The following is a 3,171-nucleotide window of genomic DNA, read 5'->3' as shown; positions in this document are numbered from 1 at the left end:
GAAATGTTCGACAAAAGCGTGGTCAAGGCGCTGACCGCCGATGCGCGGTGAGCGCCGACCTATCGCAATGTAGCGACCAGGATCTGGCGGCCTTTGCGCGCGCGCACCGCGAAGACGCCTATCGCGAGTTGCTGCGCCGTTACAAAACGGGCGTCTACCGGCTCATCGTAAAGCAGATCGGCGATGCCGACGAGGCGATGGATTTGACGCAGGAGACGTTCGTCTCCGGCTTTTCGGCGCTCGATCGCTATGATGGCGAACGCCCCTTCCGCACATGGATCGCCCGTATCGCGCTCAACAAATGTCGCGACTGGGCACGACGGCGAAAGGTGCGCGCCTTTTTCTCCCGCGCGCTCCCGCTCGAAAATGCGCATCACGTAGCAAGCGATGGTCCTGGGCCCGATTCCGCGGCGACCGACAGGCGAGAGCTCGCCAGGGTTCGCGGGGCGATCGATCAGCTGCCGCAGAATTTGCGCGAAGTGTTGCTCCTCCGCGGTGTCGACGAGGTCAGCCAGGCCGAAACAGCGGTCATTTTGCGGGTCAGCGAGAAAACAGTCGAAACGCGCCTCTATCGAGCGCGGACCAGGCTCCGGGAATTGCTCGCGGGAACATCTGCGAGCGCCGAGGGTTGAGGGTTCGACCGCTCGTTCAGGCGGCATCTCCTCATCGTCCGGCATTTTTATTGAGGGGCAGGCGTGCCGCCTGCGTATAGCTTTAGGAACAGTCAGTAACGGTCGGAAAGAATATGCAGATGGAAAGGCGTCGGTTCGTCAGTGGAGCTTTGGGTGGAGGGGCTGCTGCGGCGATGGCCGCATGGTTCCCGGCCTGGGCCCAGCCGGTGTCGTCCGGCATCACCGCGCCGCTTCCGACCGTATCCGGCAATGACATAACGCTGCGCATCGCGCGCCAGACGATGCGCATCGACGGCAAGGTCAGTCGCGCGATCGGGATCAACGGCACCGTGCCCGCGCCGCTCGTCCGGCTGAAGGAGGGACAAAACGCGCGCCTCACCGTCGTCAACGATCTCGACGAGGACAGCTCGATTCACTGGCACGGCCTGATCCTGCCGTTCCAGATGGACGGCGTGCCCGGCGTCAGCTTCCCCGGGATCAAGCCGCGCTCGAAGTTTGTCTATGAATTCCCGGTCGTTCAATCGGGGACCTATTGGTATCACAGCCATTCGGGGCTTCAGGAACAGCTCGGCCATTATGGCCCGATCGTCATCGATCCCGCGGGCGCCGACCCGATCGGCTACGACCGCGAGCATGTCGTCGTCCTGTCCGACCACAGTCAATTGTCGCCCGAGGCGATCTTCCGCAAGCTCAAGGTCAATCCCGGCCATTTCAACATGCAGCGCCAGACGCTGGCGGGCCTGCTTGCCGGCAAGGATCAACCGCTCAAGGAGCGGATCGATTGGGGCAAGATGCGGATGGACCCGACCGACGTCGCCGACGTCAATGGTTCGACCTACACCTTCCTCGTCAACGGCCATGGTCCGCGCGACAACTGGACCGCGCTCTTCAGCCCCGGCGAGCGGGTACGCCTGCGCATCGTCAATGCGTCGGCGATGACGATCTTCAACGTCCGTATCCCGGGCCTCAGGATGACCGTCGTCCAGGCTGATGGGCTCAATGTCGTGCCGACCGAAATCGACGAGTTCCAGATCGCGGTCGCCGAAACCTATGACGTCATCGTGACCCCGGTCGAGGACCGTGCTTATACGCTCGTTGCCGAGGCCAATGACCGCTCGGGCATGGGACGCGCGACGCTCGCACCGCGCGCTGGCATGGTCGCCGAGGTGCCGCCGCTCCGCGAACGGCCGCTCGCGACCATGAAGGACATGGGCATGGGCGACATGTCGGGCGGCGCGATGGCGGGTATGGACCATTCGGGCGGCGATATGGGCGCCATGCCCATGCCGGCGAGCGACCCTTCTTGTCCTCCCGAACATGCCAAGATGGGCCATTGTACGCCAGCGGGGGAAAGCGGCGCGATGGCGGGCATGGATCATGGATCTGGCGGAGGCATGCAGCACAGCATGCGCGACTTCAGTGTCGCGCCGCAGGTCAAGCGCGATCCCAGCGTTCAGACGATCTCGCCGATGCCGATGGATCGCATGGGCGAGCCGGGGCAGGGACTGGAGAATGTCGGGCACAAGGTGCTGACCTACCATGACCTTGTCGCGCTCGAGCGCAACCCCGATACCCGCGCCGCCTCGCGCTCGCTCGACATCCATCTGACCGGCAATATGGAACGCTTCATGTGGTCGTTCGACGGCATCAAGATGTCCGACTATCACGAGCCCATCCCCTTCATCGAGGGAGAGCGCGTGCGGATCAACCTCATCAACGATTCGATGATGAGCCACCCCATCCACCTCCACGGCCATTTTTTCGAACTGGTGACGGGCAAGGGCGACCGGTCGCCGCGCAAGCATACGGTGCTTGTCCAGCCGGGCGGCATCGCGAGCTTCGATTTCACCGCCGACGCGCTCGGCGACTGGGCGTTCCATTGCCACCTTCTCTATCACATGCACGCGGGGATGATGCGCGTCGTCAGCGTCCGTCCGAAGGGAGACGGCGAATGACCCGGGTCGCGCTTCTCCTCGCGGGTATCGCCCCGCTGGCCTTTGCTGTGCCCGCCGCGGCGCAGTCGATGGATCATTCGATGCATGGTGCGGCGCCCGCGCCGACACCCGCTCCCTCGCCAACGCCAGCACCCGTAGCGCAGTCCGCGCCCGAAGCGCCCGCCGAAGGGTCGATGGAGCAGATGGACCATGGGAACATGCAGGGCATGGACATGGAACCCGAGGCTTCAAGCTGCCCGCCCGAACATGCGGCGATGGGTCATTGTACGCCTGAGGCGGAAGCTCCAGGCAAGGGCGCTTCGGACATGGGTGCGATGGATCATGGCGCACCGCAGCCGTCCGATCCCGATTGCCCGCCCGAACATGCCAAAATGGGCCATTGCACCCCGAAGGGCGGATCTGCGGACGCGATGGCGGGAATGGAAGGCATGGCGACCACGAGCAGCGCTAGCGGCACCGATTTGCCGCCGGGCGATGCTACCGCGCCTGCGCCTCCCGGCGACTGGTATGCCGATCGCATTTATCCCCAAGCCGAAATGGAGCATTCGCGCCACGACATGATGAAAGAGAATGGCGCGCAGACC

2 protein-coding genes and 1 pseudogene are annotated in these 3,171 nt (G+C 64.1%); all 3 read left to right on the top strand.

All coding sequences use genetic code 11. From position 1 onward, the window contains the following. The first annotated feature begins 47 nt into the window (after positions 1 to 47). Positions 48 to 632: an RNA polymerase sigma factor gene (locus KAY22_RS26935; protein ID WP_003046398.1), complete on the top strand. Its 585-nt coding sequence runs from the start codon at positions 48 to 50 to the stop codon at positions 630 to 632. A gap of 113 nt (positions 633 to 745) precedes the next feature. Beyond that, positions 746 to 2,587: a copper resistance system multicopper oxidase gene (locus tag KAY22_RS26930; protein WP_037553295.1), complete on the top strand. Its 1,842-nt coding sequence runs from the start codon at positions 746 to 748 to the stop codon at positions 2,585 to 2,587. Further along, positions 2,584 to 3,171, top strand: a pseudogene (locus tag KAY22_RS26925) (copper resistance protein CopB); the annotation flags it as partial. The gene KAY22_RS26930 and the pseudogene KAY22_RS26925, both read left to right, overlap by 4 nt.

It is taken from the genome of Rhizorhabdus sp. (genome assembly GCF_018006725.1).
Lineage (GTDB): Bacteria > Pseudomonadota > Alphaproteobacteria > Sphingomonadales > Sphingomonadaceae > Rhizorhabdus.
The sequence above is the reverse complement of the archived record's forward strand: the minus strand, read 5'-3'. Positions and strand labels throughout refer to the sequence as shown.